Origin of the sequence: Mesorhizobium sp. M1423, from assembly GCF_040317575.1 — a bacterium.
Taxonomy (GTDB): Bacteria; Pseudomonadota; Alphaproteobacteria; order Rhizobiales; family Rhizobiaceae; genus Mesorhizobium.
Map to the genome: position 1 here is coordinate 51,724 of NZ_JAMYKU010000027.1, position 22,779 is coordinate 74,502.

Consider the following 22,779-nt stretch of genomic DNA (forward strand, 5'->3'; position numbering starts at 1 on the left):
AAGGCCGCCTCGAGAAGGCGGCCTTTTGGAATTCAGCAGGGACGTTATTCAGCGTCCTTGGCGGCCTTTTTCTTCGGCGCAGCCTTCTTCTTGGGCTCTTCAGCGTCGTCGTCGGCCTTCTTGGTGTCGGCTTTTTTCGCAGCCGCCTTCTTCGCCGGCTTGGCCTTGGTCGTCTCCGTATCCTCGTCGTCGGCCAGCAGCTCTTCCTTGCTGACCTTGACGTCGGTGACCGAGATCTGGCCAAGCAGATGGTCGACCACCTTCTCTTCGAACATCGGCGCGCGCAACGTATTCAGCGCTTCGGGATTGTTGCGATAGAATTCGAAGGCTTCCTGCTGCTGGTTGGCCGGATAGCGACGCACCTGCTCGAACAGGCCGCGCTGCAATTCCTCGTCCGTCACCGTGACGCCCGCCTTCTCGCCGATTTCAGCGAGAACCAGGCCGAGACGCACGCGGCGTTCGGCAAGGCGCATATATTCGGCACGGGCTTCCTCTTCCGTCGTCTCTTCGTCGGCAAAGGTGCGCCCGGCGGCTTCGAGATCGCGGTTGACCTGGTTCCAGATGTTGTTGAACTCGGCCTCGACGAGCTTGGACGGCGCCTCGAACGAGTAGGCAGCGTCGAGCTGGTCGAGCAACTGGCGCTTGACCTTCTGGCGCGTCATCGAACCGAACTGATTTTCGATCTGACCGCGCACCACCTCGCGCAGGCGCTCCAGCGACTCCAGGCCGAGGTTTTTGGCCATCTCGTCGTTGATCTCAAGTTCGCCGGGCTTCGACACGTCCTTGACGGTCACGTCGAAAGTGGCTTCCTTGCCGGCCAGATGCGCCGCCTGGTAGTTTTCCGGGAAGGTTACCGTGACCTGCTTCTCGTCGCCGGCCTTGCTGCCGACCAGCTGGTCCTCGAAGCCAGGGATGAATTCCTTCGAGCCGAGCACCAGCGGCTGATCGGTGCCGGCGCCGCCGCCGAAGGCTTCGCCGTCGATCTTGCCGACATAATCGAGGGTCACGCGGTCGCCCTCGGCGGCCTTGCCGGTCTTCGGCTCGTAAGTGCGCGCCGACTCGGCGACACGCTTGACCTGCTCGTCGATCTCCTCATCAGGCACTTCGAACACCTGACGCGTCACCTTGATGTCGGAGAAATCCTTGATCTCGATCGGCGGAATGACCTCGTAGTTCAGGCGGAACTCGAAATCTGCGCCGCCGGCCAGGATCTTCTCGGCTTCCTTCTCGTCCTCGGTCATGATCACTTCGGGCTGCATGGCAGCCTTTTCGCCGCGCCCGGTGATGATCGAACGGGTCGAGTCGTTGAGGATCTCGTTGACCACTTCGGCCATGAACGATTTGCCATAGACTTTGCGCAGATGCTGCACCGGCACCTTGCCGGGGCGGAAGCCGTTGATGCGGACCTTGTTCCTGGCGTCGGAAAGCCGCGCCATCAGCTTGGCTTCCATGTCACCGGCCGGCACGGTGATCTTGATCTCGCGCTTGAGACCGGAGTTGAGCGTTTCGGTGACCTGCATCATAAAACCTTTGTTTCCACCAATGAGGCCGTCAAACGGCCCCTGCCGTTCACAGCCTGCCGGTATGATCTTGCCGGGAATGGCTTTTGGTGCGGGACTTGGCGATTTGTCCGCCCAACGCGGCACAAATCCTCCAGAAATACGCTCCAAAATGTGAATAAGTCTTTGTTTTTCCTACTTCTTATCACATTCTGCAGAAGCGGATCGTCGCGTCCCGTCACATTCGACACGCCTTTTGTCACAGGCGACGCTGATTTTCAACCATCTTTGCATTCCGGCCAATGATGCCGATGTGGGCTCTGACATTGACAGAATGATGGCTACATGGGATTGGCCGGGCAATGCGGATGTGGCGGAATTGGTAGACGCCCTGGATTTAGGTTCCAGTGCCGAAAGGCGTGGGGGTTCGAGTCCCTTCATCCGCACCACCCTTCGCTCTTCGAGCTTCGGGTGGCAGGCCACTCGAAGCTCGTGACGAAGGACTGTCCCCGAAGCCTTGGCGAAGGGGGACAGGCGCCACTATGGCCCACCATTTCGATCCCCAGAGCGCCGACACCTAGATTTTCCACGCTTCAATAGAGCGGCTCCTCGAACAGTGTCTTGTCGCCGTCCACCAGCGCCTTGATCTGCGCCGTGCCGTTGGCCGCGATCGCCACGCGGATGCCGAACGGCCGCACCCGCATGTCATTCTGGATCGCCATGCCCTCGCCCTCCGGCAAATAGAAGCGCTCGATGCCGTAATCCGGCGCGATCGTCGTGGCTGCGCTGAGATCCGAGCCCTCCGAGACGTGTCCGACGATATCGGCTTCACCGGATGCTGCCGGCACCGGCGCTTGCCCGAACCAAGCCGCGGTCGGACCCCAATAGCCGTCGGCGCCCGGCTTCAGCCTGACCACGATCGGCGTGTCGTCACTCGCCAGCTTGCCGGGTGGAATGTTGCCGATCAGCTTCACCGGTATGCGCGAAATGTCGTAGCCGAGCAGAATGTAGTCACCACGCAAGAGATCGCGCGGATCGATCGGCTCAACCCTGAGCAGGACTTGCTTGCCGTCGCGCAGGATCGCCGCGCGTCCGGCGATGATCCAACTCAGAAAGCCGATCTGGACGAGCGCCAGGACCAGCGCCGAGATGATCAGTCTTTTGCCGGTCATCATGCTGCTGCACCTGTCATATCCGGAGCGTTCATGCGCTTTTCTATGCGGATGATAATGAAAGCAAGAACGGCGAGAAGCACCGCCGCCGCAAGGAAGAAGCCTGCCGTGTCGAGCATTGATTGCAGCATCACCACATAGATGATGGCGAGTTCGAAGGCGAAGCCCGCATAGGCAACCCAGCGCAGTCCTCGGCTCTCGCGGCCGCCCAGCACGATCGCCGCGACGATGCCGGCCAGCGCAACAGCCGAGGCAATGGCGAAGCCGCTGCTGTAGCTGCTTTCATCCGCCAGTTCGAACTGGATCATCGCCAGGCCGGTGAGAAAGCCGATCAGCGCGTGCAGGGGCAGCCTGCCACCCAGTTGCAAGATCCTGTCGACCGGCCCGGCAGCAAAGATCGCAGCGATAAAAAGCAGCACCGACGCGACAACGAGCGGGATAGCGACTTGCAGCGTGTCGTACCGCGTCACCAGGAGCACGAGATAGAACAGCACCGACAGGATGATCAGGTGGCGCGCCGCCTGGCTGCGCGTCCAGAACGAAACGGCAAACAGCACCAGCGCCATGACGACGAAGAGATGCGGGAATTCCGCGCGATACTCGAAGCCTTTCAGGAACAGCCAGGCATCGGCGATGCCGACGGCAGCGACGGTCAGCGGGTTCGAGCGCAGCGCCACCGCCGCCAGCGCCGTGCCGGCGCCCCAGGTGACCACGGCGGAGGCCTCGTCGCCAGACAAATGGTACATCTGGCCGATCAGCGCGATCGATCCGCCGAACGCTGCTGCCGCGACGATCCACAGCGCTTCGCCGATCGCCGCATGGTCACGCATTTTCAGCACCGCGCCGCCGACATAGCCGGCAAGGATAACGGCAAAGAGTGCTGCGACCCGTACCAGCCGCGGGATGACTTCCCAGTTGGCGGCGATGAAGATCAGGATGGCCGCGCCGAACAACAGTGCCGCCATCATCGCCAGGATCGAGCCGAAGCTCAGCGATTTGCGTTCGTTGGCCTCGACGTCGCGCGTCAGCACGTCGGCTGTCGGCGCGTCGATCAGGCCGGCCTGCTGCCATCGTGCGATATCCAACCTGACCCGTGACGAATAGCTCGCCATGCCCCTCCCCCTTTGTTTAGCCCTTTTAGCTCGTCCGCCCAAGCGTTTGACCTAACGGCATTTTCCGATCTGGGCAGAAAACTGGACGCGCGTTAATGCTGCAATGCACAATTTGCATTGCTGCCATGCACCAATAGCGCTTTTAAATCGATATGACCCCTCTTATCTTCACGGTGCACACAAAGACGGAATGATCCGAAAGAAAGACGAAACGAGAATACCATGAACCTGATCCGCAACTATCGCAACTGGCGCCGCTACCGGGACACCGTTTCTGAGCTGAGCCGCCTGAGCACCCGTGAACTGACCGACCTCGGCATCAGCCGCGGCGACATCCACTACGTCGCCCGCAAGGCGGTCTAATCCTTTCGGACCGCAAATGGTCCGAACCAGTTTTGAAAGAGAACGACAATGAACCTGATCCGCAACTATCGTAACTGGCGCGTCTACCGCGAGACGGTTACCGAGCTGGGTCGCCTGTCAAACCGCCAGCTCAATGATCTCGGCATCGTCCGCGACGAGATCAAGATGGTCGCTCGCAGGGCGATCTAACCAGCAGAATTTCGCCAGGGTCGACCTCCTCCCCGACCCTGACGGATACGGTCAGCCTTCACCTCCTCCCGAGGGTTGACCACAAAAACGGCGCCCGCCGGACCTCCTCCCCCGGCGGGCGTTGTTTCTAAGAAGGGTTTCGCGCCCTTTCAAATGGCGAAAGGAATTTCGTCAAAGCCGACCTCCTCCCCGGCGATGACGAATACGGTCGATCTTCACCTCCTCCCGAGGATCGGCCAACAAAACGACACCCGCCGGACCTCCTCCCCCGGCGGGTGTTGTTGTTTTCAGGCTCGAAACGCCCTGGGAGCCGTTTTTGGCGGGACGTCCCCGTCGTCAGTCCAGCGCGCCGCTCTTCAGCACGCCTCGCTTCTTCCACTGGCTCAGCGGAAAAATATCCGGCGCGCCGCCCATCGGCGCATACCAGGAATCCACCACCCATTCTGTACCGCCGCGGTCGCTGATCACCGCCGTCCAATGCGGATAGCGCCCGTCGACAAACAGGCCTCGCGAGGCCTTGTCCTCGACCTTATGAAACCTGAGCAGTTTTCGCTCGGCAAGATAGACCAGCAACGCATGCGTATTGGTCGATTCGTCGACACAATCCATCTGGCCCCTGACGCGCGATGCACCGAATTTCGACTGCGGCTGGTCGCGGACGCCGATGGCCTGGAAAATGCGCTGTTCGAAATAGCGGACGGCCTTCGAAATAGCGGAGCGCTCGGCCTGGGGCGAACCCGCGCCCGCACGCAGGATAGAGCGGAAACGCGCACCGTCACTGGGGCCAAGCGCCAGCGTCGTGCGATAGTTGCAACCGTAACCATGGCATATGGGGATCCGCTTGGAAGCCGTCGCGGCCGGTTCGCCGGCCGCTGCTGATCCGCCCACGGCGATCACGACTGTCAGAAATGTCGCTCTGGCAGAGACCCCGAGACTCCCACCCATTCGCAATAGTAGACGATTGCAGCGCGTGGCGGCAACAGCGCGGCTGATTCGTGTAATTGCAATCGCCGCGCCAAGGGATTATTTCGGCGCTCATGAACACAAATCCCACTCACGTCATCGGTGGCGGTCTCGCCGGCTCCGAAGCTGCTTGGCAGGCGGCCGAAGCCGGCATTCCGGTTATCCTGCATGAAATGCGTCCCGTCCGCGGCACCGATGCGCACAAGACCGACGGGCTGGCCGAGCTCGTCTGTTCCAATTCCTTCCGCTCCGACGATGCGCAAGCCAATGCCGTCGGCCTGCTGCATGCCGAAATGCGGCTCGCCGGTTCGCTGATCATGAGCGCCGGCGACGCGCACCAGGTGCCGGCCGGCGGTGCGCTGGCCGTCGACCGCGACGGATTTTCCGAAGCGGTCACCAGAAAGCTCGAAGCGCACCCACTCATCACCATCCGGCGCGAGGAAGTGCCTGGCCTGCCGCCGGCGGACTGGGACCAGGCGATCGTCGCCACCGGCCCGCTGACCGCCCCTTCGCTCGCCCAGTCGATCGCGGAAGCAACCGGCGCCGACGCGCTCGCCTTCTTCGACGCCATCGCGCCGATCGTCCATTTCGACACGATCGACATGGATATCTGCTGGTTCCAGTCGCGCTACGACAAGGTCGGCCCCGGCGGCACCGGCAAGGATTACATCAACTGCCCGATGGACAAGGAGCAGTACCTTGCCTTCGTGCAGGCGCTGGTCGACGGCCAGAAAACCGAATTCAAGCAATGGGAAGGCACGCCCTATTTCGACGGCTGCCTGCCGATCGAGGTGATGGCCGAGCGTGGCATCGAGACATTGCGTTACGGGCCGATGAAGCCGATGGGGCTGACCAATGCACACAATCCGTCTGTAAAGGCCTATGCCGTCGTCCAGCTTCGCCAGGACAACGCACTGGGCACGCTCTACAACATGGTCGGCTTCCAGACCAAGCTGAAGCACGCCGAGCAGGTGCGCATTTTCCGCACCATTCGCGGGCTGGAAAACGCCGAATTCGCCCGCCTCGGCGGCCTGCACCGCAACACCTACATCAATTCGCCGACGCTGCTCGACGCTTCGCTGCAGTTGAAGTCGCGGCCCGGCCTGCGTTTTGCCGGCCAGATCACCGGCTGCGAGGGCTATGTCGAGAGCGCCGCCATCGGCCTGCTTGCCGGACGCTTCGCCGCCGCAGAACGGCTCGGCCACGCGCCGTCGCTGCCGCCATTGACCACCGCCTTCGGCGCGCTGCTTAACCACATCACCGGTGGCCATATTGTCTCCGACGACGAGCCGGGAAAGCGCTCTTTCCAGCCGATGAATGTCAATTTCGGCCTGTTCCCGCCCGTGGAGGCGCCGAAGATCGAGGGCAAGCGGCTGCGCGGCAAGGACAAGACGGTCGCCAAGCGGCACGCGGTGACATCGCGCGCGCTGGCCGACTGCCGCGAATGGCTGGGGCTGCCCGCGAGAGCCGAAGCTGCGGAATAGTTCCGATCTCCGTTCTTGCGCGTTGCGCGGCGCGGAAGTAGGATACTATCCTACTTCTTTTGTCGCGAGGCCAAATCCCATGGAATCCGCCGAGAAACTGTCCGTCACCGTAACGCCCGCCATGGCCCGTATGATCCGCGAAAAGGTCGAGGACGGCTCCTACGGATCGGCGAGCGAGGTCATCCGTGCGGCACTTCGCGCCTTCCAGCGCGAAGAGGAAGAACATGCCGAGCGCATGGCCTCGATCAGGGCGCGCGTGAAGGCTTCGATTGAGGACACAAGGCCTGACGTTCCGCTGGACCAGGCAATCACGAGAGTGAAGAGCAGGATTTCGGAGTTGGCGAGGGGGAACGATGATCCAGCGTCTCGCCATAGTTCTTAGCGAAGGCGCGATCACGGATTTGGCATCGATTGCCGGCTATATCGTCAACCGCGGTGCGAGCGAAGCGGCTGCGAACAATTTCGTCGACAGGATCAAGCTGCGTTGCGGAAACATCGGCAATGCACCGCGTGGCGGCCGGCCGCGCGACGACATTGCGCCAGGATTGCGAACGGTGCCGTTCGAGCACTCGGCTATTATCGCCTATGTTGTCAGCGACGATCTCGTTCGCATCGTCAACATCTTCTATGGCGGTCGCGATTATGAAACGCTGATGCGCGATGGCGGGTCGAGTGATCCATCGTGATGGAAACTACTCGGCCGGGCAGATGCTCGCCACCGGCAGTCCCGGCTTGGCGGCCGGGCCGGATTTCCTCATTAACAATCAGCCTTCACACAGCCGGCCAGCCTTGCGTCGCGCGCCGAAACAAGAGCCAATGCCGTCGCAGGCCTGAGAGCCGGGCCACATCGTTGAGGGGCAAGCGTCGAGTCTCCATCTTGCCGAGATAGGCGCCCGTCAGCGCCAGCGGCAGAAACGCCGGACGCAGTGAAACCGGCAGGGCGGACGCTCCCTGCTCGAAAGCAGACAGATGTTCGCGTGCCAGCGCGATCATCGCGGCAACGGCGCGTTCCGCGCCCGGCCCGCCGTCGCTTGTAACGAACTCCTGCGGCGACGTTCCTGCGGCGGCCAAGATATCGGCCGGGACAAAGCATTGCCCTCGCTTGCGATGCAGCGGCAGCAGAAGCAGGAGACCGGTCATTGCCTGCGTACAACCTGCCCTGCCGGCAAGTTCCGCAAAGCGCGGTGCTTCGACCGGATCGAGCACCATCGCCGCAAGCTGGATAAGTGCTGCGGCAGTCTCGCCGCAATAGCCTTCGAGATCGGTGCGCGACGGCATCGGGTCGTCATAGAGATCGAAGATGCGCGCTTCGAGCATATTGTCGAAAGCGGCCTTCGGCAGGCGATGAGCGGAAATCGTCGCCCTCAGCGCGTCCGCCACGGGATGGCCGACCTTAGCGCGATCCTCTTCGGCGGCGATGACGTCTCGCCACCATTGCAGCCGGACTTCACCCGGCAGCGCTTCGCGGATGCGATCGCGTATGCCGGCAATTTCGGCGTTGAAGGCATAGAGCGAAAACACCGCGTCCCGCTTGTCTTCGGGCGCGTAGAGCGCGGCGAGATAGCGGTCATGGTCGGCGGCGCGCACCGTCTCCATGACGGCTTTGGTGTTTTCGGCCACGTCAGTCGACGGCGATGAGTGCTGCGGCCACGGCGCGGTCTTCAGCCAGCAGCACATTATAGGTCCGCACTGCCGCCCCGGTCGACATCGGATCGGCGGAAATGCCGGCATCCTTCAGCGCAGCACGCAACGCCGCCGGCAATGGCCTCAGATCCTTGCCGCTGCCGACCAGCAGGATCTCGACCTTGTCGGCCTCGTTGAACAGCTTGGTGAAATCCGCTGCCGTCAGCGCCAGCGGATCGGCCGGCTCCCAGCCATAGATGCCCGAAGGCAGACACAGCAACGAGCCGCGATGCGACATGTCGGCAAAACGGAAGCCGCCATTGCCGTAAGCCTCGATCGGTGCGCGGCCGGGGAAATGCGCCTCGCGGATGACGATGCCTTTGGCCACTAGTGGTCCGATTCTAACTGGCGCGGCAAGCCGTGCGGCGGGCCGTCAGGTGGCTATGGCTTTGCCGCCGCCCACCGGCTTTTCCTCGTCCGACGCTGTGGCCTGCGGCCGCAACTTGAACAGAATGAGCAGCGGCGCGGCAATAAAGATCGACGAATAGGTGCCGAACACGACGCCGAACAGCATCGCCATGGTGAACGAGCGGATCACCTCGCCGCCGAACAGCACCAGCGCCAGCAGCGCCAGGATCGTCGTCACCGAGGTCAGCGTCGTCCTCGACAGCGTCTCGTTGATGGCGTTGTTCAGCAATTGCGGCAGCGGCATTCGCTTGTATTTTCGCAGATCCTCCCGAACGCGGTCATAGACGACGATCGTATCGTTGAGCGAATAGCCAATGATGGTGAGGATCGCCGCCAGCGACGACTGGTTGAATTCCAGGCCGGTGATGACGAAGAAGCCGATCGTCATGACCACGTCGTGCACAGTCGCAACGATGGCGCCGACCGCGAACTGCCATTCGAAGCGGAACCAGACATAGATCAGGATGCCGAGCAGCGCGACAAGCATGGCGATGGTGCCTTGCTTGGCAAGCTCGCCCGAGACCGTCGGCCCGACCACTTCGACGCGGCGGAAATCATACTGGTCCTGGAGCTCGCCGCGCACCTTGTCGATGACGGTCTGCTCGGCATTCTCGCCGCCCTCCTGCGTACCGACGCGGATCAGCACGTCGTTCGGCTCGCCGAACTGCTGAACCTGCACCTCGCCGATATTGAGTTCCGTCAGCCTACCGCGGATGTCGGCCAGATCGGCATTACCGGACTTGGACTGCACCTCGATCAGTGAGCCGCCCTTGAAATCGATGCCGTAATTGATGTCGATGGTCATGAATCCGACAACCGCGAGGACCGAAAGCACGCTGGACAGCGTGAATGTCCAGCGGCGGATGCCCATGAACGGAATTCTCGTTCCCGGCGGAATGAACGTCACCGGCGCGCGCGGCAACTCCTTCGGACGAGCACGGCGAAGCCAGATCGACACCAGCAGGCGGGTGAAGGTGAAGGCGGTGAAAACCGTGGTCAGGATGCCGATGGCATAGGTGACGGCAAAACCCTTCACCGGTCCCGTGCCCAGATAGAACAGCACCACGGTCGCTATCAGTGAAGTGACATTGGAATCGACGATGGTCGCCAGCGCCTTGCTGAATCCGGTATCGATTGCCTGGATGACCGAGCGGCCGGCACGTCGCTCCTCGCGAATGCGCTCATAGATCAGCACGTTGGAATCGACCGCCATGCCGATGGTCAGCACGATACCGGCAATACCGGGCAAGGTTAGCGTCGCTCCAAGCAGCGACAGCAGCCCGACGATCATCGCCACATGTACCGCCAGCGCGATGTTGGCGAGGAAGCCGAGGAACCCGTAGGCGACGAACATGAACGCCACCACCAATATCGAACCGATGATGCCGGCGACCTTGCCGGCATGGATGGAATCCTCGCCGAGCCCAGGGCCAACTGTGCGCTCTTCGATCACCGTCAACGTCGCCGGCAGCGCGCCGGCACGCAACAGCACGGCGAGGTCGTTGGCGCTCTCGGCCGTGAAATTCCCCGATATCTGGCCTGTGCCGCCCGGGATCGGTTCACGGATCTGCGGCGCCGAAATCACCTGGTTGTCGAGGATGATGGCAAACAGCTTGCCGACGTTCTGCGCCGTCGCCTGACCGAACCGCTGCGCCCCTTTCGAATCGAAGCGGAACGAAACAACCGGCTCGCTCGTCTGGGAATTGAAGGTCGCCTGGGCATCGACGAGGTTTTCACCCGAAACGATGACGCGATTCTCGATCAGATACGGAACCGGCGGGTCGTCCTGCGAATACAGTACCGAGGATCCCGGCGGCGGACGGCCGTTCAGCGCATCCTGCACCGGCATCGACTGATCAACCATCTGAAAGGTCAGCTTGGCGGTCTGGCCAAGAATTTCCTTCAGCCTCTGCGGATCCTGGAGGCCCGGCACTTGGACCAGAATGCGGTCGTCACCTTGCCGCTGCACGATCGGCTCGGTGGTGCCGAGTTCGTTGACGCGACGCTCGACGACCTCAAGAGACTGCGCCAACGCCGTCGACGTGCGGTATTTGATGCCGGCATCGGTGACGGTGAATTTGAGCAGGCCGGGCTCGGAATCATCCAGCGCCATCTCCTGAACGGAGCCGCCGCTGAACAGGCCGGCGGCCACCGGATCGGTCAATGGTTTCAAGGCTGCCTTGGCAGCGTCCACCTGTGCGGGATCGGTGATGCGGACCTGCACCGTGCGGCCTGTTCCAGAAAGACCGGTATAGCCGATCTTGGCATCGCGCAGCAGCGTCCTGATTTCGTCGCGCGTCGCCTCCAGCCGATCTTTGATCAGATCGTTGGGATCCATCCGGAGCAGGATATGCGAGCCGCCCTGTAGGTCGAGGCCAAGCGTCATCTGCCGCTTCGGCATCCAGTCGGGCAGCTTGGCCAGCGTGCTGGCGGAAAAAAGGTTGGGCGCAGCGAGGACCACTGTGGCGGCCACGGCCAGCCAGATCAGGATCATCTTGAAGCGCGAAAAATAAAGCATATGGCGTCGTCCGTCAGGGCGTACTGGCGGATCGTTCCGCCGACAATTCGGTTATTTCTTGGCGTTCTGATTCGCCACCGGCTCGCCCTTGACGCGCACGTCGGCAAGCGTCGAGCGCAGCGCCGTCACCTTGGTGCCGCCGCCAAGGTCGATCTCGAGCTCGTTATCATCGATCACCTTGGTAACCTTGCCGACCAAGCCGCCGCCGGTGACGACGGTGTCGCCGCGGCGAACCGCCGCCAGCATCTCGCCGCGCTTCTTCAGCTGCGTGCGCTGCGGCCGGATGATCAGAAAATACATGATCACGAAAATCAGAGCAAACGGCACGATCTGGATAAACATTGCGGACGAGTCCCCGCCGATGCCTTGGGCGTATGCCGGTGTCACGAACATCGAGGTACTCCTGAACTTTGAAAAACAGCCGCAAAGCGGCCCCGCCAAATTTGGCCGGAATATAGTCGGTAACGTTGCCAATGCAACTGCGCGGCCGGGCAAATCGGCTGCTTTTCCGGCCTGGTGAGCCGTGTTAGAGGATGATCACGAAAAGCGATGCTCGGTTTTCGCAAAAGATCATGCCCGAACAAATGCTTGGGACGAGTTTCGAAACCCCTGAAATCAGGTAGGTTACCCTCCCGCGCCGTCCTGAACGCGAAACAAAACGCGAAACAAAAAGACAAGAGATGACCGACAGCCCTATCGATATCCTGCACCAGAAGCTCGACCGCCTGATCGAGGCGGTGGCCCGCCTAGCCCCGCCGCCCGTGCCGCAAACCGATCTCGGCGAGGCCGATTGCTTCGTCTGGCAGGCCGATCCCGGCTATCTGGAACCGGTGCGCAAGGTCAACCGCGTCGATATCGGCCTGATCCGCGGCGTCGACCGCGTCCGCGACATATTGGTCGACAACACCGAGCGCTTCGCCTCCGGCTACGCTGCCAACAACGTGCTGTTATGGGGCGCGCGCGGCATGGGCAAATCGTCGCTGGTCAAGGCGGTACACGCCTCGGTCAACGCTTCGGCGAAGCCCGACGTGCCGCTCAAGCTTATCGAGATCCACCGCGAAGACATCGACACGCTGCCGAAGCTGATGGGCCTGCTGAAGGCAGCGCCGTTTCGCTTCATCTTGTTTTGCGACGACCTGTCATTCGACCATGACGACACATCCTACAAATCGCTGAAGGCAGCACTTGAAGGCGGCGTCGAAGGCCGCCCGGCCAATGTCATTTTCTATGCCACCTCGAACCGGCGGCATCTGTTGCCGCGCGACATGATCGACAATGAGCGCTCGACGGCGATCAACCCGTCGGAAGCGGTCGAGGAGAAGGTTTCGCTGTCGGACCGCTTCGGCCTGTGGCTTGGCTTCCACAAATGTTCGCAGGACGAATATCTCGACATGATCGATGGCTATGTCCGCCATCATGATCTGGCCATCGATCCCGAGACGCTGCGCGCCGAGGCGCTGGAATGGGCGACGACCCGCGGCAGCCGTTCGGGCCGCGTCGCCTGGCAGTTCACCCAGGATCTGGCAGGCCGGCTCGGAAAATCGCTCAAGGACTAGCCGCTCAAGGACTGGCAACAGAAGAAGCCCGCACCTTGCGGAGCGGACTTCCTCGGCGGGCTGAAGGTCAGGCGGCCCGCAAAAACGGTTTTTTCTCTATTCGAGATAACCCGACGGATCGACCGGCGCCGAGTTCTTGCGCACTTCGAAATGCAGTTTCGGCGAGTCGGTGGTGCCGCTCATGCCGGATAGTGCGATTTCCTGGCCGCGCTTGACCTTCTGGCCGCGCTGCACCTCGATCGAGCTGGCGTGGCCGTAGACGGTGACCAGACCGTTTTCGTGCCGCACCAGCACCGTGTTGCCGAATTCTTTGAGGCCGTCGCCGGCATAGATGACGACGCCGTTTTCGGCTGCCTTGACCGGCGTCCCCTCAGGGACGGCGATGTCGACGCCGTCCTTGCCGCCGCCGAAGCTGGAAATCACGCGGCCGCGCACCGGCCAGCGCATCTTGCCGATGCCGGTTGCATCCGGCGCCACCGCATCGTCGTCCTCGGCCTGCTGGATGACTTTCGCGTCCTTCTTCGGCGGCGTGTAGGAGGCGAGCGTCTGCGTCGGCGTGCCCTTGGCCGGCGGCTGGGTGGTGGCCGTCGTCACCGGATCGACCTTTGCCGGCTTCGCACTGGCGACGACAGCGGTTCCGCCTGCCGGCACTTTCAGGGTCTGGCCGATCTTGAGCAGTCCATCCTGCATGCCGTTCGCCTGCTTCAGCGCAACGACGCCGACGCCGGTCTTCCTGGCGATGGCGGACAGCGTATCGCCTTGCTGAACCGTGTAGGTGCCGCCGGCTCCGGCCGGCTTGGCCGTCGCCGAAGCAGTTTTTGGCGCGGCCTTTCCATCCTTCGGCTGGCTTGCGGCAGCCGAGGCATCCACCTGCGCGGCGGACTTGCCTTCCCTGAGCTTCGGCTGCTGCGGCAGCACGGCCACCTTCTCCGGCGCATCGGCCGGCTGGTCGTGCCTGGTGCCGTTCGCGGGCTTGGCATCGGCGACTTTCGGCGCGGCGCCGTTGCTCGAATACGCATAGGCCGGGATGACGAGCTTCTGGCCGGTCTTCAGCCCTTTGGTCGCGCTCAGCCCGTTGACTTTCATGATGGCGTCGGCCGGCACGCCGTAGCGCCGCGACAGGCCGGAAATGGTCTCACCGTCCTTGACGACGATCTCGGTTGCATGCGGTGCGCCGGCGGCCGTCGCCACGCGCGGCGCGTCGGGCTCGGCGTTCTTGAACGGCCTTGCCGCAGGAGCGACGGTGCCGGTTGCCGTCCTGTCGACACGAGGAGCGGCAGGCGCCAGGGCCGGCGCGGCAGCGGTACGCACCGGGCGAGCGGCGGGTGCCAGGGCGGGAGCCGGCGGCGGCAATTGCTGCGCCGTAACCGGTTCGAGGCTTGAGCGGCTGACCGACTGGGTGTGGCTGCCGTCGATCGGCGCGGCCGCAACATCGCCCGGATAGGGCTGGGCAGCATCCTGCTTGTCGATGATGGCGCGCTGGTTGTTGGTCGAGGCGGTGAACACGTCGTCGACGCTGTTGAACCGCGCCACCTGGGAACTACACCCCGTCGCAGCCCCTGCGATCATGAGGACGGCGCAGCCACGCGCCAGATTGCGTCCGTTTGCCTTCAAAACACTGAATTGCATCGCACTAACCCGCACAGACCCGGTACAACTGAGCCTGATTAAAGCGCGTTAATGTTACCGGTCGGTTAAACCTGTAGAATCAGACGCAAATTTTCTTAAAAATGTTTCGAGGATCGAGCGCCGGGTGTGTTGAGATTCAGGTCAGGCCGAGCCGAAAAGGTGGATTCCGAGAACCGGAGCGGAGCGTACATTTGAGTACGTGAGCACCGGAAGCGGAGGAAGCCGCAATTTGCAGGCCGGCCTCACCTGAATATCGACACACCCTAGATGACCGCCGCGACACTGCGCAGGATCGGCTGCAGGCGCACCAGGCCGATATCCTCGCGTTCGAAGCGGCTGCCGACCTTGGTCAGCTTGGCCAGCACCTGCTCGCCTTCGTCGGGTCCGATCGGCGCGATGACGATGCCGCCGCTCGACAATTGGTCGAGCAGGAAACGCGGCAGGCTGTCGAAGGCCGCCCAGGCGACGATGCGGTCGAACGGCGCTTCGTTGGCCAGCCCGTTGGAACCGTCCGCCTGGCGCACGATGACGTTGCCGATGGCGAGTGCATCGAGACGCTGCCGGGCCTGTTCGGCCAGCGTCTTGTAACGGTCGATGGTGACGATCCGCGCGGCAAGCCGCGACATCACCGCCGCCGTGTAGCCGGACCCGGTGCCGATCTCGAGCACGCGGTTGCCCGGTTCGATGGCAAGTGCCGCGATCACCGCCGCCTGCAGGTCGGCGCCTTCGATGGCCTCGCCGCATTCGATTGGCAGCATACGGTCGGACCAGGCAATCGAGTGGAAATGCGGAGACAGGAAGCCGCGCCGCGGCGTCGCCTCGAAGGCGGCGATCAGCGCCTTCGGCACCGTGCCCCTGCCGCGCAGGCGAAGCAGGAAGGCAGCGAAACCTTCGCGTTCGTCGAACGTTGCAGCGTGATTCAAGTTCATGCGAGCGCCTTGGCCAGTTGATCGCGGATTTCATGCGCGGTGAGATCGAGCTGCAGCGGCGTCACCGACACCAGCCGATTGCGCAAGGCATGGAGGTCGCTGCCTTGCTTGCCCTCGACCGGCTCGCGGCCGAAGCGCAGCCAGTAGTAAGGCAGGCCGCGCCCGTCGCGCCGCTCGTCGACCCACAGGCTGTGGACCAGCTTGCCCTGCGAAGTGACCACAGTTCCGGCGATCTCTTCCGGCGCACAATTCGGAAAATTGACGTTGAGCAGCACGCCGTCCGGCAACGGCATGGCGACGAGCTTTTGGAGCAGCGCCGGCGCCAGCGCCTCGGTTGTCTCATAGGGAACGACGCGATCCTCGCCGACATAGGAATAGGCCTGGCTGATGGCGATCGATCGCACGCCGAGCAGCGCGCCTTCCATGGCACCGGCGACCGTGCCCGAATAGGTGACGTCGTCGGCGATGTTGGCGCCGGAATTGACGCCGGACAGGATCAGGTCAGGCGCTTCGGGCAGGATCTTTTTCACGCCCATGATGACGCAGTCGGTCGGCGTGCCGCGCACCGCAAAGTGCTTTTCGCCGATTTTCCTGAGGCGAAGCGGCTCCGAGATCGACAGCGAATGCGCATAGCCGGACTGGTCCTGTTCCGGCGCCACCACCCAGACGTCGTCCGAGAGCGTGCGGGCGATGCGTTCGAGCGATGCAAGGCCCTCGGCATGGATGCCGTCGTCGTTGGTCAGAAGGACGCGCATTATTTCGATTCGATCTTTTCCAGACCGCCCATGTAAGGCCGAAGCGCTTCAGGAATGGTTACGCTGCCGTCTTCATTCTGGTAATTTTCGATGAGGGCAATGAGAGCGCGGCCGACGGCGGTGCCCGAACCGTTCAGCGTGTGGACGAAGCGATTGCCCTTGCCGTCCTTGTCCTTGTAGCGGGCGTCCATGCGCCGCGCCTGGAAATCGCCGCATACCGAGCACGACGAGATCTCGCGATAGGCATTCTGGCCGGGCAGCCAGACCTCGATATCGTAGGTCTTGCGCGCGCCAAAGCCCATGTCGCCGGTGCACAGCGTCATGGTGCGGAACGGCAGGCCGAGCCGCTTCAGCACCTCCTCGGCGCATTGCGTCATGCGCTCGTGCTCGGCGACTGACGAGTCCTGATCGGTTATCGACACCAGCTCGACCTTGTAGAACTGGTGCTGCCGCAGCATGCCGCGCGTGTCGCGCCCGGCCGAGCCCGCCTCCGAGCGGAAGCAAGGCGTCAGCGCGGTATAGCGCAGCGGAAGTTTTTCGTGCGGCGTGATCTCATCGCGAACGAGATTGGTGAGCGGCACTTCGGCGGTTGGGATTAGGCCAAGCCTGCCGTCCCCAGGCCGAACGAAGAATAAATCCTCCTCGAATTTCGGCAGCTGCCCAGTCCCGAAAAGCGCCTCGTCGCGCACCATCAGCGGCGGCTGGATCTCCACATAGCCGTGCTCGGTCGTATGCAGGTCGAGCATGAACTGGCCGAGTGCGCGCTCCATCCGCGCCAATCCGCTCTTCAGCACCGTAAAGCGCGAGCCGGAAAGCTTGGCCGCACGCTCGAAATCCATCATGCCGAGCGCTTCGCCGATCTCGAAATGCTCCTTCACCCAGTTCGGGCGGGTCGGCACCTCGCCGACGACACGCTTGACGACATTGTCACGCTCGTCCTTGCCGACCGGTACATCGTCGAACGGCACGTTGGGCAGCACCGCCAATGCGTCGTTCAGCGCCTTGTCGAGTTCGCGTTCGCGCGCCTCGCCGTTCTGGATGAAGGCCTTGATCTCGCCGACCTCAGCCTTCAGCCGTTCGGCAAGGGCGGCATCGCCCGAGCGCATGGCATTGCCGATCTCCTTCGATGCGGCGTTGCGGCGTTCCTGTCTGGTCTGCAGCTCGGTCAGATGCTCGCGCCGCGCCTCATCCGCGGCGATCAGGTCGTCGACCGTGGACTGCGCCTCCCCGGCCGACCACGAGCGCTTCTGGAGCGCCTCGACAAGGGTCTTCGGGTTGTCGCGAATCCATTTGATGTCAAGCATGGTCTGTTCGTCCTCGGCGCAGCGGTTTCGGGACAACGAAATGCCCAAAACAAAGACCAGAGGGCGTAAACCGCATCCCTGATCGATGCAAGATGTGAAGCCTGGCGTTTCTTCACGCCCCCCTCTGTCCTGCCGGACATCTCCCCCACGAGTGGGGAGATTGGCCGTCATAGCGGCTTTCGCCAATCTCCGGCGCTGAAAAAGCAAGCCGTCGCCCAAGCTGCCGATCTCCCCCCAAGTGGGGGAGATGTCCGGCAGGACAGAGGGGGGCGCTGTCCCGCCGACCTCAGGTAGGCAGCACTCGCAACATTTGGTCGAAAGGAACCTGAAACAAAAACCCGCCTCAGAGGGCGGGTCGTCGGCGCCGAATCAGCACCATACCCAGATTAATAGCATAGCTGCCGGCACAAAGCAAGAACAAAGTTGCTGCGGCCGGAAGAAAGATGCCAGCCGGTAACCCCACCTACGTCGACGACGCGTCCGCCGGCTTTTCGGCCACCTCTTCCGTGGCGTCCTGCTTTTCGCGGGCGACACGGTCGCGCTCCTTGCTGCGCTCGATCAAGCGAGCCGACCAGATCGAGACCTCGTAGAGCAGGATCGTCGGAATTGCGAGGCCGATCTGGCTCATCGGGTCGGGCGGCGTCAGCACCGCCGCCACGACGAAGGCGATGACGATCGCCCATTTGCGCTTCTCGGCCAACCCTTGCGACGACAGCATGCCGACCCGCGTCATCAGGCTTGTCACCACCGGCAACTGGAACACCAGGCCGAAGGAGAAGATCAGCGTCATGATCAGGCTGAGATATTCGGACACTTTCGGCAGCAGCGAAATCTGCACCTGGTCGTTGGTGCCGGTCTGCTGCATGGCGAGGAAGAACCACATCACCATCGGCGTAAAGAAGAAATAGACCAGCGACGCGCCCATCAGAAACAGGATCGGCGAGGCGATCAGGAACGGCAGGAAGGCATTGCGCTCGTTCTTGTAGAGGCCGGGCGCGATGAATTTGTAGATCTGCGTGGCGATCAACGGAAAAGCGATGACCATGCCGCCGAACATGGCGAGCTTGACCTGGGTAAAGAAGAACTCCTGCGGCGCCGTATAGATCAGCTCGACCTTGTGCGGATCGAGCCCGGCCCATTGGGTCGCCCATCTGAACGGGATCACCAACAGGTTGAACAGCTTCTTGGCGAAGAAGAAGCACACAAGAAAAGCAACGAAAAAACCGCCGATCGACCACATCAGCCGCCGGCGCAACTCGATCAGGTGCTCCATCAGCGGAGCCGACGATTTTTCGATCTCGTCCTTTTCCGTGTCCGAAGTGCTCACTTGGCGGCTCCCGCCGTTTTCGTGGCAGCCGGCTTCTTCGTTGCTGCCGCAGGCTTCTTCGCTGCTGCCGCCGGCTTCTTCGCTGCTGATGACTGCGCTTTCGGCTCAGCTTTTGTGGCGACCTTTGGCGCAGCGGCCTTTGCCGGCTTGGCCGGCACGGCAGCCGCGGCTTTCGCGGGTGCCGGCTTCTTCTTTGCCGCCGGCGCTTTTTGCGGCACGGCCGCTGCAGTCGTTTGCGCCTCTACTGCCGGCGCCACGACGGACTCGTCCGTCATCGCCGGAAAGATCGGCGTGGCCGGCGTCGGCTCCGGCGGGCTGACGCCCGGCATCGTCGTCGCGCCGTTCTTCAGCGGCTCGGCTGCCTGCTCTGTCGAGGCGGCCTCGACCGCCGGCTTGGGTTTCATCACGGCATCGACGCCGGAACGGACGTCGGCGGCGGCCTGCTCGAATGGATTGAGCTGCTTCCTGATCTCGGCTGCCGGATTGAGGCTTCTCAGCGAATCGACCGACTTCTTGACGTCGTCGAGTTCGGCTTCCTTCAGTGCGTCGTTGAACTGCCGCTGGAAATCCGACGCCATGGCGCGCAGCTTCGCCGTTGTGCGGCCGAAGGTGCGCAGCATGTTGGGCAAATCCTTGGGCCCGACGACCACGATCATGACGATCGCGATCACCAGCATCTCGGTCCAGCCGACTTCGAACATGGCTATACGTTCCGACTCAAGTTTCAGGCCGACTCAAGTTTTGGCCAACCAAAGTTTTGGGCTCAGCTTTTGCTGGCCTTTTCCTTCGGTACCGACACGGTCTCGTCGGAACGGTGTTCGACGGTGCGCTTGTCCTCGGCAGTCTCGTCGTCGGCCATGCCCTTCTTGAAGCTCTTGATGCCCTTGGCCATGTCGCCCATCAGCTCGGGGATCTTGCCGCGGCCGAAGACCAGCAACACGATCACCAGAACGATCATCCAGTGCCAAATCGAAAATGAACCCATAGCAAATCTCTCTCGAACGGTTTCCCAGACGCTGATCTATGCGCTTTCGGGTTCGGATTCAAACAGAACTGCGACAGAGTTCATGAATGAGTGGCCGAAGTCACGCACTTTCGGCACGGCGGCCCGCTACCAATCGGCGCAGTTCCATCCTGGCTGTGGCTTAAAGATGGCGCTCGGCTCAATCGTCCGTGACGCGCGGCGTCAAAAGGCCGAGTTCCTCGAGGTCGATGTCGGTCAGCGGATCCTCGTCGTCGGTGAGCGCATCGGGGTCGGCCGGCGGCAGCGGCACCGAGAAATTCGACGGCATGCGGCCGGACAGCAATCCTGCACCCTTCAATTCCTCCATGCCGGGGAGATCGCGGATCTCCTCCAGTGCGAAATGGTCGAGAAAAATGTCCGTCGTGCCGTAGGTGACGGGACGGCCGGGCGTGCGGCGCCGGCCGCGCATTCTCACCCATTCCGTCTCCATCAGCGTGTCGAGCGTCCCCTTTGACGTCTCGACGCCGCGGATGTCCTCGATCTCGGCGCGCGTCACCGGCTGGTGGTAGGCGATGATCGCCAGCACTTCGAGGGCAGCGCGGGACAGCTTGCGCTGCTGCACCGTGTCGCGGCTCATCAGGAAGGCGAGGTCGCCGGCGGTGCGGAAGGCCCAGGCATCGCCGACGCGCACCAGATTGACGCCGCGCCGCGCATAGATCTGCTGCAGTTCGGCCATCGCCGCGGCAATGTTGATGCCGTCGGGCAGCCGCGAAGTGAGCTGTTTTTCGCTGACCGGCTCGGCGCTGGCGAATACGATCGCCTCGGCCATCCGTACGGCCTCCGCCATATGCAGCCGCTCGCCGGGATTCTGCGACAAATTCTGCCCCTGGTTTTGTGCCGGGTTCTCGGCAACCGCGCCTTGCTCGGCGTCGTCCTCGACCTTGAACGGAATGACCGAAGCGTTGGCGCGTTCGCTCATGGTGTCACCTCGACTATCTTGATGGCTTGAGCGCGGCCGCGCAGATAAAGCGGCGCGAACACCTGGTCCTGCCGCATCTCCATCTTGCCTTCGCGCACCAGTTCCAGCGTTGCGGCAAACGAGCTGGCGACAGCGGTGCGCCGCTCTTCCGGGCCGGCCAGATATTCGACCAGGAAACTGTCGAGCGCCGTCCAGTCGCGCAGCGACCCGATCAGCCTGATCAGCACGTCACGCGCATCCTTGAGCGACCACACGCCGCGCCTGGCGATCGTCACATTGGTGACCGCCTGCTTTTGGCGCTGCTGGGCATAGGCGGTCAACAAATCGTAGAGCGAGGCCGAATAGGCATTTCGCTTCTCGACGATGACCATTTCCGGCATGCCGCGCGCAAACACGTCGCGTCCGAGCCGGTTGCGGTTGACCAGCCGTGCCGCCGCGTCGCGCATCGCCTCCAGCCGCTTCAGCCGGAACTGCAGCACTGCCGCCAGTTCCTCGCCGCTTTCGCCTTCGTCGCCGGGCTGCTTGGGGATCAGGAGCTTCGACTTGAGGAAGGCCAGCCATGCCGCCATCACCAGATAGTCGGCGGCAAGCTCCAGCCGCAGCGCCCTCACCTTCTCGACGAAGGCCAGATATTGCTCGGCCAGCGCCAGGATCGAGATGCGCGACAGGTCGACCTTCTGGTTGCGGGCAAGATGCAGCAGAAGATCGAGCGGACCCTCGAAACCGGCCACGTCGACGACCAAAGCGGGATCGCCGGTCAGCCGGGAATCATCGTTCTCGGCCCACAGACGGTCCATCGGTGCGGCCTTGCCGGCCTTCAGGTCCAATGTTTCCGCCACTTCGCTTCCTTTGATGCTAGGCCACCGCGTCGAAATAACTGGCAAATTCGGCCCGAATCTCGGTCTCGTCCGCTACGTCACGGTTCCTGATATAGGTCAGCGCCCGCTCCGCGCGCTCAAACGACTTGCCTTCAAGTCCGGTCGTTCGCGATGCAATGCCGGCCATCTCCTCAAACACGCCGTTGCAGTGAAGGACCAGATCGCAGCCCGCCGCAAGGATAGCGGCCGCCTTTGACGGGAAATCCCCAGAAAGTGCCTTCATCGAGGTGTCGTCGCTCATCAACAGACCGTCGAAGCCGATTTCGCCGCGGATGATCTTTTCGATGACCTTGCCGGATGTCGTGGCCGGGTTCTTCGGGTCGATCGCGCTATAGACGACATGCGCCGTCATCGCCATCGGCAAATGGTTGAGCTCCCTGAACGGCGCAAAATCATGCCGCTGCAGGTCGCCGATCGAGGCGTCGACGGTCGGCAGTTCGAAATGCGTGTCGGCGAAGGCCCTTCCATGGCCGGGAATATGCTTCATCACCGGCAGCACGCCGCCCGCCATCAGGCCTTCCGCCGCGGCGCGACCCAATTCGATGACGGCGCGCGGCTCCTTGCCATAGGCGCGTGCGCCGATGACGTCGCTGGCGCCCTCGATCGGCACGTCGAGCACCGGCAGGCAATCCGCCGTGATGCCGTAGCGCAGCAGATCGAAGGCATGCAGCCGCGCCATCAGCCAGGCGGCACGGGTGCCGGCGTCATGGTCGTCGCGCCACAAGGCGCCGAGTGCGCCGGCAGCCGGATAGTTCGGCGCCAGCGGCGGCCGCAGGCGCTGCACCCGGCCGCCCTCCTGGTCAATGAATACCGGCGCATCCGCGCGCCCGACGCAGTCGCGCATGGCGGCGACCAGATCGCGGATCTGCTCGGTCTCGCCGATATTGCGCGCAAACAGGATGAAACCCCACGGGCATTCGTTGCGGTAGAAACGGATCTCGTCGCGGGTCAGTGATTTCCCGGCGCAGCCGAGGATCATGGATTTTGATTCGGTCATGCGGAACAGTTTAGAGCTTCGCGCCGACAAAGGGAATCGCCCGCAATTGCCTCCAGGGATTTCCGTTCAC

24 protein-coding genes and 1 tRNA gene are annotated in these 22,779 nt (G+C 62.7%); 7 read left to right on the forward strand and 18 right to left on the reverse strand.

Going from position 1 to position 22,779, the window contains the following annotated elements; translation table 11 throughout:
* Nucleotides 1-44: 44 nt before the first annotated feature.
* On the reverse strand, nt 45-1,520 hold the full coding sequence (gene tig / locus NKG95_RS27165; RefSeq protein ID WP_023720171.1) for a trigger factor: 1,476 nt from the start codon (nt 1,518-1,520) through the stop codon (nt 45-47).
* A gap of 343 nt (nt 1,521-1,863) precedes the next feature.
* Between tig and NKG95_RS27170 the strand changes: the two genes are divergently transcribed.
* Nucleotides 1,864-1,948 (forward strand) — tRNA-Leu (locus tag NKG95_RS27170).
* Nucleotides 1,949-2,092: 144 nt separating this feature from the next.
* On the opposite strand, the gene NKG95_RS27175 is transcribed toward NKG95_RS27170, so the two are convergent.
* Nucleotides 2,093-2,674, reverse strand: a complete 582-nt coding sequence (locus NKG95_RS27175) for a GDYXXLXY domain-containing protein (protein ID WP_352482141.1) — start codon at nt 2,672-2,674, stop codon at nt 2,093-2,095.
* A complete protein-coding gene (locus NKG95_RS27180; protein ID WP_352790524.1) occupies nt 2,671-3,783 on the reverse strand; it encodes a DUF2157 domain-containing protein in 1,113 nt (370 codons plus the stop codon). The genes NKG95_RS27175 and NKG95_RS27180 overlap by 4 nt, the downstream gene beginning before the upstream one ends.
* A 222-nt stretch (nt 3,784-4,005) precedes the next feature.
* Here NKG95_RS27180 and NKG95_RS27185 point away from each other — a divergent pair, with 222 nt between their 5' ends.
* Both NKG95_RS27185 and NKG95_RS27190 read left to right on the forward strand, forming a co-directional pair.
* Nucleotides 4,006-4,146: a DUF1127 domain-containing protein gene (locus NKG95_RS27185; protein ID WP_023720174.1), complete on the forward strand. Its 141-nt coding sequence runs from the start codon at nt 4,006-4,008 to the stop codon at nt 4,144-4,146.
* A gap of 48 nt (nt 4,147-4,194) precedes the next feature.
* Nucleotides 4,195-4,335: a DUF1127 domain-containing protein gene (locus tag NKG95_RS27190; RefSeq protein WP_023678914.1), complete on the forward strand. Its 141-nt coding sequence runs from the start codon at nt 4,195-4,197 to the stop codon at nt 4,333-4,335.
* 336 nt (nt 4,336-4,671) lie between these two features.
* Here NKG95_RS27190 and NKG95_RS27195 read toward each other — a convergent pair whose 3' ends face one another.
* The gene (locus tag NKG95_RS27195; RefSeq protein ID WP_245278626.1) at nt 4,672-5,223 is read right to left on the reverse strand and encodes a hypothetical protein; all 552 of its coding nucleotides are present in this window, start codon (nt 5,221-5,223) and stop codon (nt 4,672-4,674) included.
* A gap of 149 nt (nt 5,224-5,372) precedes the next feature.
* Here NKG95_RS27195 and trmFO point away from each other — a divergent pair, with 149 nt between their 5' ends.
* The 3 genes from trmFO to NKG95_RS27210 all read left to right on the forward strand — a co-directional run bounded on the left by trmFO (nt 5,373) and on the right by NKG95_RS27210 (nt 7,468).
* Nucleotides 5,373-6,782: a methylenetetrahydrofolate--tRNA-(uracil(54)-C(5))-methyltransferase (FADH(2)-oxidizing) TrmFO gene (gene trmFO, locus NKG95_RS27200; RefSeq protein ID WP_353043021.1), complete on the forward strand. Its 1,410-nt coding sequence runs from the start codon at nt 5,373-5,375 to the stop codon at nt 6,780-6,782.
* Nucleotides 6,783-6,861: 79 nt separating this feature from the next.
* Nucleotides 6,862-7,164 (forward strand): type II toxin-antitoxin system ParD family antitoxin, encoded by a 303-nt coding sequence (locus NKG95_RS27205; protein WP_353043022.1) that lies wholly within the window; start codon nt 6,862-6,864, stop codon nt 7,162-7,164.
* A complete protein-coding gene (locus NKG95_RS27210; protein ID WP_353043023.1) occupies nt 7,136-7,468 on the forward strand; it encodes a type II toxin-antitoxin system RelE/ParE family toxin in 333 nt (110 codons plus the stop codon). Before NKG95_RS27205 ends, NKG95_RS27210 begins: the two co-directional genes overlap by 29 nt.
* Nucleotides 7,469-7,553: 85 nt before the next feature.
* Here NKG95_RS27210 and NKG95_RS27215 read toward each other — a convergent pair whose 3' ends face one another.
* Genes NKG95_RS27215 through yajC form a run of 4 tightly spaced genes read right to left on the reverse strand, consistent with a single transcriptional unit; the run spans nt 7,554 to nt 11,784 of the window.
* On the reverse strand, nt 7,554-8,378 hold the full coding sequence (locus tag NKG95_RS27215; protein WP_502913989.1) for a phytoene/squalene synthase family protein: 825 nt from the start codon (nt 8,376-8,378) through the stop codon (nt 7,554-7,556).
* A 25-nt stretch (nt 8,379-8,403) separates the two neighbouring features.
* Nucleotides 8,404-8,793 (reverse strand): Mth938-like domain-containing protein, encoded by a 390-nt coding sequence (locus NKG95_RS27220; RefSeq protein ID WP_023720178.1) that lies wholly within the window; start codon nt 8,791-8,793, stop codon nt 8,404-8,406.
* Between the two features lie 45 nt (nt 8,794-8,838).
* Nucleotides 8,839-11,391: a protein translocase subunit SecDF gene (gene secDF / locus NKG95_RS27225; RefSeq protein ID WP_353018656.1), complete on the reverse strand. Its 2,553-nt coding sequence runs from the start codon at nt 11,389-11,391 to the stop codon at nt 8,839-8,841.
* 51 nt (nt 11,392-11,442) lie between these two features.
* Nucleotides 11,443-11,784: a preprotein translocase subunit YajC gene (gene yajC / locus NKG95_RS27230; RefSeq protein ID WP_023678921.1), complete on the reverse strand. Its 342-nt coding sequence runs from the start codon at nt 11,782-11,784 to the stop codon at nt 11,443-11,445.
* Nucleotides 11,785-12,071: 287 nt separating this feature from the next.
* Here yajC and NKG95_RS27235 point away from each other — a divergent pair, with 287 nt between their 5' ends.
* Nucleotides 12,072-12,947, forward strand: coding sequence for an ATP-binding protein (locus tag NKG95_RS27235; protein ID WP_352586937.1), 876 nt, complete (start codon nt 12,072-12,074; stop codon nt 12,945-12,947).
* Between the two features lie 96 nt (nt 12,948-13,043).
* Here the strand turns inward: NKG95_RS27235 and NKG95_RS27240 are convergent, their stop codons facing one another.
* The 10 genes from NKG95_RS27240 to nagZ all read right to left on the reverse strand — a co-directional run bounded on the left by NKG95_RS27240 (nt 13,044) and on the right by nagZ (nt 22,709).
* Nucleotides 13,044-14,576: a peptidoglycan DD-metalloendopeptidase family protein gene (locus NKG95_RS27240; RefSeq protein ID WP_353043025.1), complete on the reverse strand. Its 1,533-nt coding sequence runs from the start codon at nt 14,574-14,576 to the stop codon at nt 13,044-13,046.
* Between the two features lie 263 nt (nt 14,577-14,839).
* Nucleotides 14,840-15,505, reverse strand: coding sequence for a protein-L-isoaspartate(D-aspartate) O-methyltransferase (locus tag NKG95_RS27245; protein WP_353043026.1), 666 nt, complete (start codon nt 15,503-15,505; stop codon nt 14,840-14,842).
* Entirely contained in the window at nt 15,502-16,260 is a 759-nt protein-coding gene (gene surE, locus NKG95_RS27250; RefSeq protein ID WP_023720063.1) for a 5'/3'-nucleotidase SurE, read from the reverse strand. The genes NKG95_RS27245 and surE overlap by 4 nt, the downstream gene beginning before the upstream one ends.
* A complete protein-coding gene (gene serS / locus NKG95_RS27255; protein ID WP_353043027.1) occupies nt 16,260-17,564 on the reverse strand; it encodes a serine--tRNA ligase in 1,305 nt (434 codons plus the stop codon). Before serS ends, surE begins: the two co-directional genes overlap by 1 nt.
* Before the next feature lie 463 nt (nt 17,565-18,027).
* Nucleotides 18,028-18,891 carry a twin-arginine translocase subunit TatC gene (gene tatC / locus NKG95_RS27260; RefSeq protein ID WP_023720061.1) on the reverse strand — a complete coding sequence of 288 codons (864 nt, stop codon included), beginning with the start codon at nt 18,889-18,891 and terminating at the stop codon, nt 18,028-18,030.
* Nucleotides 18,888-19,592, reverse strand: a complete 705-nt coding sequence (tatB, locus tag NKG95_RS27265) for a Sec-independent protein translocase protein TatB (RefSeq protein ID WP_023720060.1) — start codon at nt 19,590-19,592, stop codon at nt 18,888-18,890. The genes tatC and tatB overlap by 4 nt, the downstream gene beginning before the upstream one ends.
* A 62-nt stretch (nt 19,593-19,654) precedes the next feature.
* On the reverse strand, nt 19,655-19,876 hold the full coding sequence (locus NKG95_RS27270) for a twin-arginine translocase TatA/TatE family subunit (protein ID WP_023678929.1): 222 nt from the start codon (nt 19,874-19,876) through the stop codon (nt 19,655-19,657).
* Nucleotides 19,877-20,054: 178 nt separating this feature from the next.
* Complete coding sequence (gene scpB, locus NKG95_RS27275) at nt 20,055-20,834, reverse strand: SMC-Scp complex subunit ScpB (protein WP_023720059.1); 780 nt, start codon at nt 20,832-20,834, stop codon at nt 20,055-20,057.
* Complete coding sequence (locus tag NKG95_RS27280; protein ID WP_352640662.1) at nt 20,831-21,631, reverse strand: segregation and condensation protein A; 801 nt, start codon at nt 21,629-21,631, stop codon at nt 20,831-20,833. Before NKG95_RS27280 ends, scpB begins: the two co-directional genes overlap by 4 nt.
* A gap of 58 nt (nt 21,632-21,689) precedes the next feature.
* Nucleotides 21,690-22,709, reverse strand: a complete 1,020-nt coding sequence (nagZ, locus tag NKG95_RS27285; RefSeq protein ID WP_254818318.1) for a beta-N-acetylhexosaminidase — start codon at nt 22,707-22,709, stop codon at nt 21,690-21,692.
* Nucleotides 22,710-22,779: the final 70 nt, after the last annotated feature.

Excerpts from the sequence above, each read along its gene's own strand:
- secDF (WP_353018656.1), bottom strand. The coding sequence starts at position 11,391 with ATGCTTTATTTTTCGCGCTTCAAGATGATCCTGATCTGGCTGGCCGTG.
- nagZ (WP_254818318.1), bottom strand. The coding sequence starts at position 22,709 with ATGACCGAATCAAAATCCATGATCCTCGGCTGCGCCGGGAAATCACTG.
- NKG95_RS27205 (WP_353043022.1), top strand. The coding sequence starts at position 6,862 with ATGGAATCCGCCGAGAAACTGTCCGTCACCGTAACGCCCGCCATGGCC.
- NKG95_RS27280 (WP_352640662.1), bottom strand. The coding sequence starts at position 21,631 with ATGGACCGTCTGTGGGCCGAGAACGATGATTCCCGGCTGACCGGCGAT.
- NKG95_RS27190 (WP_023678914.1), top strand. The coding sequence starts at position 4,195 with ATGAACCTGATCCGCAACTATCGTAACTGGCGCGTCTACCGCGAGACG.
- NKG95_RS27185 (WP_023720174.1), top strand. The coding sequence starts at position 4,006 with ATGAACCTGATCCGCAACTATCGCAACTGGCGCCGCTACCGGGACACC.
- surE (WP_023720063.1), bottom strand. The coding sequence starts at position 16,260 with ATGCGCGTCCTTCTGACCAACGACGACGGCATCCATGCCGAGGGCCTT.
- NKG95_RS27175 (WP_352482141.1), bottom strand. The coding sequence starts at position 2,674 with ATGATGACCGGCAAAAGACTGATCATCTCGGCGCTGGTCCTGGCGCTC.
- serS (WP_353043027.1), bottom strand. The coding sequence starts at position 17,564 with ATGCTTGACATCAAATGGATTCGCGACAACCCGAAGACCCTTGTCGAG.
- tig (WP_023720171.1), bottom strand. The coding sequence starts at position 1,520 with ATGCAGGTCACCGAAACGCTCAACTCCGGTCTCAAGCGCGAGATCAAG.
- tatB (WP_023720060.1), bottom strand. The coding sequence starts at position 19,592 with ATGTTCGAAGTCGGCTGGACCGAGATGCTGGTGATCGCGATCGTCATG.
- NKG95_RS27215 (WP_502913989.1), bottom strand. The coding sequence starts at position 8,378 with ATGGAGACGGTGCGCGCCGCCGACCATGACCGCTATCTCGCCGCGCTC.
- NKG95_RS27245 (WP_353043026.1), bottom strand. The coding sequence starts at position 15,505 with ATGAACTTGAATCACGCTGCAACGTTCGACGAACGCGAAGGTTTCGCT.
- scpB (WP_023720059.1), bottom strand. The coding sequence starts at position 20,834 with ATGAGCGAACGCGCCAACGCTTCGGTCATTCCGTTCAAGGTCGAGGAC.
- NKG95_RS27235 (WP_352586937.1), top strand. The coding sequence starts at position 12,072 with ATGACCGACAGCCCTATCGATATCCTGCACCAGAAGCTCGACCGCCTG.
- NKG95_RS27180 (WP_352790524.1), bottom strand. The coding sequence starts at position 3,783 with ATGGCGAGCTATTCGTCACGGGTCAGGTTGGATATCGCACGATGGCAG.
- yajC (WP_023678921.1), bottom strand. The coding sequence starts at position 11,784 with ATGTTCGTGACACCGGCATACGCCCAAGGCATCGGCGGGGACTCGTCC.
- NKG95_RS27270 (WP_023678929.1), bottom strand. The coding sequence starts at position 19,876 with ATGGGTTCATTTTCGATTTGGCACTGGATGATCGTTCTGGTGATCGTG.
- NKG95_RS27240 (WP_353043025.1), bottom strand. The coding sequence starts at position 14,576 with ATGCAATTCAGTGTTTTGAAGGCAAACGGACGCAATCTGGCGCGTGGC.
- NKG95_RS27210 (WP_353043023.1), top strand. The coding sequence starts at position 7,136 with ATGATCCAGCGTCTCGCCATAGTTCTTAGCGAAGGCGCGATCACGGAT.
- trmFO (WP_353043021.1), top strand. The coding sequence starts at position 5,373 with ATGAACACAAATCCCACTCACGTCATCGGTGGCGGTCTCGCCGGCTCC.